Source organism: Membranihabitans maritimus, assembly GCF_021729145.1.
Classification (GTDB): Bacteria; Bacteroidota; Bacteroidia; order Chitinophagales; family Saprospiraceae; genus Membranihabitans; species Membranihabitans maritimus.
The window spans coordinates 20609-28343 of sequence record NZ_JAJSLW010000035.1; the positions used below are offsets into that span (position 1 = coordinate 20609).

General features: G+C 40.5%; 3 protein-coding genes. All 3 read left to right on the forward strand.

Annotation, left to right across the window (positions count from 1 at the left end):
- Positions 1 to 32 precede the first annotated feature (32 nt).
- Complete coding sequence (locus LVD47_RS22840; RefSeq protein WP_236980960.1) at positions 33 to 2657, forward strand: cohesin domain-containing protein; 2625 nt, start codon at positions 33 to 35, stop codon at positions 2655 to 2657.
- A gap of 112 nt (positions 2658 to 2769) precedes the next feature.
- Positions 2770 to 3840, forward strand: coding sequence for a PorP/SprF family type IX secretion system membrane protein (locus LVD47_RS22845; protein ID WP_236980962.1), 1071 nt, complete (start codon positions 2770 to 2772; stop codon positions 3838 to 3840).
- A 1013-nt stretch (positions 3841 to 4853) separates the two neighbouring features.
- Positions 4854 to 7735: hypothetical protein (locus LVD47_RS22850; RefSeq protein ID WP_236980964.1), on the forward strand; the 2882-nt coding region annotated here is incomplete at its 3' end.

A 7735-nucleotide genomic window follows, 5' to 3' on the forward strand; every position in this document is an offset into this window, starting at 1 on the left:
ATTTGAGCATTATTAAATGATAATATATCATCATGATAAAATATTTTTACGCGATATTATTTACAGTTGTTAGTGCGATTTCAGTTTTTGGCCAGGCTGAGATTACTGTATCCGATGCACAGGGAGACCCGGGTGATGTGGTTAGTGTGGATGTAAATGTGAAGGGATTTTCCAATTTATTTGGTTTTCAATTGTTGGCAACTTTTGATGAGACTAAATTGAATGCTACCTCAGTTGTAAATATTTCTAGCGCTCTTTCGAACTTTAATGAGGAAGATGGTGTCACAATTGACAACGAAGAGGGTGTAGTTTTTTTATCATATTTGGATTTGAGTAGCGACGACGGATTTACCATCCCTGAAGATGGCCGTTTATTCACAATTGAATTTGAAATCGTTGCTGAAAATTCTACGACGGCTACTGTTGACTTTCCGCAGGAAGTAGACTATGGAAATGAGCCAAGAGAGCAAGAAGTAATTAATAATCAAATTGAAAATATCGGTGCGACAACTAATGCTGGTACGGTGACTATCGGAGAAGGTGGCGGAGGTGGTGGAAACCGAGTTTCTATGTCGCTTGGTAGTGGTGAAGGACAAAGCGGGGAAACCGTATGTGTGCCTATAACAGTAAATAATTTTACAGACCTTGTAGGAATGGAATTTAGTATCGAATTTGATACTGATTTTATGGAATATGTAGAAGCCCGTGACTTTGATCTTACGGGTTTTAACGAGTCTGCATTTAGTACTGAATTTTTGGAAGACGGTGCATTAATCGTGCAATGGACTTCCCCAAGTTCGGATCCTATAAGCACTGCAGACGGTACGGTGATTGGAAATTTATGTTTCCGGATTAATCAAAGTTCCGGCAGTTCAGATTTAAGTTTTACGAACGATCCTCGTGAGATACTCTTCGCTGTTTTAAACGAACAGGGAGATGCAGTTGCTACTGATTATAATGTAAGTGATGGCGAGATATCTGCCGGTGATGGCGGAGGAGGTGGCGGAAATGATTGCGAGCTGGAAGGTTTTTCTTTGTCGGCCGATAATATTGCATCTCCAAAAGGTAGTGAAGTTTGCGTGAATTTCTATGGAAAGGACATTGTTCGAATAGGAGGAATACAAACCTTGGTAACCTGGGATCCGGAAGTACTGAATAACCCTGAATTCGAGTATGTTAATTTGCCAGAACCTCAGGGTGGGGCCTTTGATCTATCAGAAGGTGCAAATGGGATATTAAAGCTTGCATGGTCTCATGGTAGCGGAATGACATTGGATGATAATTCGATTCTATTTAAGTTGTGTTTTGATGTGATAGGGGAAGATGGAGAATCGACTGAAATTACGTTTGAAGAAAGGGAAGGTTTTAGTTTCCTTGCGGCTGATTTGGATGGTAATGAAATACCATTCCAGGCATGTGATGGAAGTTTTACAGTTGGAGAAGGTGAGGGTGTTTCTATAGCTTCTTCACCACCTTCTTGTGCTGGTGATTCAGACGGGTCCATTGACATGTCTGTATTGACCGGGGAATCTCCTTATTCGTTTTCATGGACGTTGGATGGAAATGAAATTGCTACTTCAGAAGATTTAGATGGATTAGCGGCTGGAACGTATGTATATACAGTGGTCGATAATACAGGAGAGACCATAGCTGAAGGGAGTGTTGAATTAAATGACCCCGATCCCATTGTCGTAGATTATGAAGTAGGTCCGGTAGAATCCGGAAATGACGGTTCGATTGATATAACGGTTTCGGGAGGAAGTGGTGGCTATATGTACAATTGGAGTACAGGTGAAGATACAGAAGATATTAGTGGACTGGGGGAAGGTACGTTTACCGTTACAGTGACGGATAATTCAGGCTGTTCGGTAAATGAAGATATTCCCGTAGGACCTGCTGAATTTAGCGTTCAAATTAATGCTACTACTGATTACAATGGATTTGATATCAGTTGTTTTGGTGAAATGAACGCAAGCTTACGGGCCGTAGCTAATTTTGGAACTGAACCTTATAATTATGTGTGGAGTACAGGTGATGAAACGGAATCCATTCAAAATGTGGGAAGCGGAGAGTACAGTGTTACAGTGACGGATGCAGATGGTAATTCGACATCTACTACCTATATGGTCAATGAACCGGAACAGTTAGTAGTTCGTGTAAATACTACCCCTTCAAATGGAGGAAGCGCCGGTACGGCTCAGGCGATTGTAACTGGGGGGGCAGAACCGTATACCTATTCCTGGAACGATGGTATGCCCGGGTCTACGACGTCATTTATTGGTGGTCTGGAAGAAGGTGCATACAGAGTCGTTGTGACCGATGCAAATAACTGTTTGACAGAGCGTGAAGCCCGTGTACCCGTGGATGATCAGGACTGCTTTACGGCCGTAGAGGTAATGACGCCGAATGCCGATGGATTGAATGATGAATTGAGGATTGCTTGTGTCCAGGGATCGCAGAACACATTGACCATTTTTGACAGGTGGGGAGCTGCTGTCTATCGACAGGAAAATTATGATAATAGTTGGACGGGGATTAGCAATGACGGTGATGAACTTGATGATGGCGTATATTATTTTGTAATAGAAGTTACAGAAGCAGATGGAACCATAAATCAATATAAAGGACACGTAACCCTATTGAGAAGACTTAATTAAAATGGTTTCTATTTCACGAGCTATGAACCGTTGAAAGGCTCTGCCCTCAACGATTGAAACTCGTAGATTTTTGGAACGGAATTTGTTTTATAACCACTAAGGATAAAAAAGAATGAAGCGAAATTTACCATATAAGAATGATTTTGATACACTTTCAGCTAATGTTGGCTTGTGTGTGTTACTTCTTGGTAGTCCACGCCAACATGTGAAAAGTGGGAATTGGATACGTAGGAGGGTTGCATTTTTGATTAGTGCTATATTGGTATTGACTTTAGGTGTTTCGTCAATTTCTGCTCAGGAAATAGCTTCTTATAAACACTATACATTAAATCAACAATTGATAAACCCTGCCGCCAGTGGAATGAATGGCCATAAGATTATGCTCAATTATGTTAACCGGTGGAATGCGTTCCCCGGCAATCCCCAGACATTTACAGGAGCCTATAATGGCCCTGTTGGTGAGAGAATTGGACTGGGTGCGATGTTGATTTCGGATAACCTTGGATCACTTAACCGGACAACGGGACAGCTTTCTTATGCTTATAGACTGGATATCGAGGATACAAAACTCAGTATTGGATTATCGACAGGGTATGAGAGGTATAAATTGCAGGCTTCTGCATTATTGGGGACAGGAATTGACCCCAACGATCCTATTATTGCCGATGCAGCCGAAGGCTATGATGTTTTTGATGCTGCAGTTGGTGTGCATGCAGAACTACCGGACGGTTTTACAGCGGGATTGGCTTTGCCCAACTTAATTCGAACTAGAGTGGACAATAATAGTGATAATGAATCTACGGAGAGCTCTCTTTTTAAATATTTTGTATTATATGCCGGATATAAGGCTCCTTTAGAAGAATATAACTTTGAATTTGAACCTTCCATTCAGGTTCGCAATGTGAGAAATGCTCCTTTTCAGGTAGATCTTAATTTATTGGGATATTATGCTGACGATCAATTAATCGGTGGATTTACATATACTATCGGAGGAGGAAATGGAGCTAATATACTCTTAGGCACAAGGATTAATAAAATTAATATTTTATATTCGTATGGGGTGTCATTTGCGGATTTCCAAACGTATAATAATGGATCCCATGAAATTAGTTTGATATTTGATCTGTTTAATCCCGATGAAACGGAAGATGATCAGGATGACAGAAGGAAAAGGAGGAGGTAGATAGTCTATTAGTCTATTAGTTGGTTAGTCTATTAGTTGATAGTCGGTTAGTTAATTAGTCGATTAATTAGGTAGAGAACTACAGAACCAAAACGCTAAAGGACTACCAGACTAAGGAACTACAGAACAAAAAACAAAATTGACAAAAGGGTCAATAATTTTTGAAAGTGTGTGGAAACGGTTGATTAGTCGGTTAGTTAGTCGATTAGTCAGGTAGTAAACTACAGAACTAAAAGACTAAAGGACTACCAAACTAAGGAACTACAGAACTAAAAACAAAATTGACAAAAGGGTCAATATTTTTGAAAGTGTGTGGAAACGGTTGATTAGTCGGTTAGTTAGTCGATTAGTCAGGTAGTAAACTACAGAACCAAAACGCTAAAGGACTACCAGACTAAGGAACTACAGAACTAAAAACAAAATTGACAAAAGAGTCAATATTTTTTGAAAGTGTGGAAACAGTTGATTAGTCGGTTAGTTAATTAGTCGATTAGTCAGGTAGTAAACTACAGAACTAAAAGACTAAAGGACTACCAGACTAAGGAACTACAGAACTACGGGGCTAACAAACTACAGAACTAAGGAACTACAGGACTAAATTCCACATTTAACAAATGAAAAAAGCAATTATAAATAATTGATAAATACTTAAAGTACACATTATCAAAAAGTTTAATACGAAAAATTAACGAAAAATACTTTAAGAAATAGTTCAGAAACTATATATTTGTAAAGAAATGACGCTGCTATAGCGCTTAGTGGTGTCGAACTTAAACTAAACAAGAACAAAACCTAAACTAGATTATTTGAGAACGAATCTTACTCTGTGAATGAAAAAAACTCTACACCTAAACTCTTATCTTATTAATTTTCATTTTGTCGCTCCTGGAGCGACCCTCTCGGAGATAGGTTCTTCTATCGAATATTCCTGTTTATAGTAATTTGTAAAATTTATTTTTTAACTAAATATTTATTTGAAAAAACCGATTGTTTAATAACCAAAACTAGAACTCATGAAAAAGACGAATTTTACTTCAATTCAGCCTTCGTGGTGTCTGGGCTCAAACTGGCTCAAAGGCGTGTTGCCTTTGTTGGCTTTGTTTGCGTTCATGCTCCCGATGCAGGTTCACGCGCAAGCGCCGAACTGTGCACATGGTATTTCCCCATCCATAGATGACGAGGGATATATCACGCTGACAACTATGGATTTATTGTCAAATCCGGGAAGCGCAGCCTATCCTATTGATGTTTCCATTTATAATGAATGGGGAGGTCATGTTCAAGGTTCTCCTTTTGAAGGATTGGAAGATGGAGATGACATTGAATTGTATGTTTGTAGCTATTTAGGGAAAAACCTTGACTTTTCAATTTCCAACGAAGATGGGAATTGTAATCAGGGTTTGATTCTATTGAATGGCACACCTGCTCCTCAATTAACATCTGCCTTTGGTACTACCATTACTGAAGCCAGTGATTTGGATCTTCCGACGGCCCGTATTGATACAGGTTTGTTGGTAACATACTGTGGGTATGTTCCTGAAGCTGAAGATCACGAGCCTACAGTAGAAGTGCCTTGTGGAGGTAACTATTATGGTTTGTCTGCACAGCCTGACTGGGTAGAAGTAGTACATTGTAATGAAGAAAGTGATACTTCCGAAATTATTTACAGAAAATGGGAAGTGTTTAATAAAGACCAAGACATATCCACTTTGACGGATACTATCGTAGTATTGCGATTGCCTATGTTGACGGCTGAGTCGTTTGTAGGTTATATGGAAGATACTACTTATTGCGAAATCGAGCCTTTGGAAGAAGAAGGTGAGAGCGTAAAAAGATTTGCAGCGTGGAAACAACCGTTGGGTATCCACGATTACGAAGAAGCGTATAGCAAATTAGGCGGTGTGGCGTATCAATTGCCTGCATCTATTATAGCTGCCGGGTTGATCAATGCCTATGCACAGGGAGAGAATGTATGGGAAGAATACCTGGAGTGTGTGATTTTGAAAAAATTAGACGGTACAGAGATTACTATTGGTGATATTGTTGGAGACTTTGGTGGTAGTCCATTTGATACGGATTACTTTGAGTATTTAGCAGATAATACGAATAGCAGTCAAATAGGTTATGGCTTTTTGCATGCGATCTATGAATTGGGCGAAGACCCTATCAATCTAGCAATTGGCGTATTGCCTCCGTTGAGCTATTTCCCTTACCTGTTGTTGGAGAAAGGCGATTGGGTATTAAGTGAAAATGGCTTTTACGAGCAAGTAACAGAAGACTGGTTTTACAATGGTAATGCCAACAGCCCTTATTGGTTTGCTGGAGCATGGCCATCTATCTACGGAAGTGGAGACTGTGTGCGTTACTGTGACGTGGCCGAAGGGGAATTCGGAAGCTGTGCTGTACGAATGTTAGTACCTGCACTAGAGGAGCAAACAGAAGAGCCTTGTGTAGAAATATGCCTTGATGATCTTGATGGGAACCCACACTGTGGTATATCTATTGAGGTTGAATCACAAGAGTGGGCTGGTGCCTGTCCTGCGACAAAAGGTCAGGATATCACGGTTACACAAACGTGTTGGGGTGTAACAGAGAACGAATGTGTATGGGAAGACTTTGATGAAGAGAATACTGTTGTAGATCTCGATGCATCTGACTTCGAAAGTGATAAGAAGAAAGTTGCTGTATTGTCTCAATGGTTGACGTTGATCGATACGATCGGACCCATCTTTGATTTCTGTTATCCTGAGCAAAGTATAGCAAATGCATTAAATGAACTGGGAGGATATGAAGCTTGTGATGATCAATACTGTGGACCCTATGAGTGGGACCATGAGGAGATCGTAGAAAGCATTCGCAATGGTGAGCAATACGAATCAGCTCGATTCTGGGAAAATTGCAATCCTACGGTATACACTACAGGTAGCCACGATTGTGCTGCTGATGTATATGTTCCAAGTGTAACATTAAAAGATGAGTGCAGTGGTGTACATCACGTAAAAGCGATGGTGAACGGTCGAGCAGTATTGTTGGAGCGTGTATCAGAAGCTGATGGTTATGTAACTTTCGCACACACCGAAGATCCGATCAGTATTCCATTCCAGGGACATGGAAACTTGACGGAAGTACGGTATGAAGCAGCGGACAGTTGCTGGAACTTGAGTGAGTGGTACAAATACATAGAGATAAAAGATGCTACACCTCCTACGGTAGTAGTAGATGATGAAGTACGTGTAAGTTTGACCAACAAAGTTGCATGGGTAAATGCAGAGACTTTTGACGAAGGAAGTTGGGACAACTGTGGAATAAGCTTGCGTTTGGCAAGAAGAGTTGACTGGTGGGCAGATACTGCTTGTGTTGACTTGTGTTCCAACGGAAAAGAATATGATAACTGGGTAGACCTATTGGTAGACTTAGGATTTGCAGAAGGACAAGTAGAGAATGTATTAGGCGGTGACGTATTGTGTGGAGATTATACATATGACATCGAGAAATTACATGAGTTCTTCTTAGAACATGAAGAAGTAGAAGCACACTACTATGAGAAATTGAAGTGGTTGTGGGAAGATGGCCAGGAATGTGGACCATTAGTAGTACACGGTTGGTTGTATGATATAGCACGGTATGTAGCTGAGAATTGTGGTGGTACGGATGAGCACGGAAATCCATTGGATTTGGAAGATCTTGAGTCGTTCTTTGACGGATTAACAGGTGTACCTGGATATGGAAAAGAAGTAGCGTACTTAGGTGGTGGATGGAGCAAAGCAGTTCCGTTCAAATGTGAAGATGCATGTGAGCAACCAATGGTTGAATTGTTAGTTATGGATTACTGGTGTAACTGGGGTAAAGCCTGGGTATTGGTAGACGTAGAAGACAAATCACAAGCGGAAGTATC

Bases quoted from the DNA above. Each gene is read 5' to 3' on its own strand.
- LVD47_RS22840 (WP_236980960.1), top strand. From the start codon at position 33: ATGATAAAATATTTTTACGCGATATTATTTACAGTTGTTAGTGCGATT.
- LVD47_RS22845 (WP_236980962.1), top strand. From the start codon at position 2,770: ATGAAGCGAAATTTACCATATAAGAATGATTTTGATACACTTTCAGCT.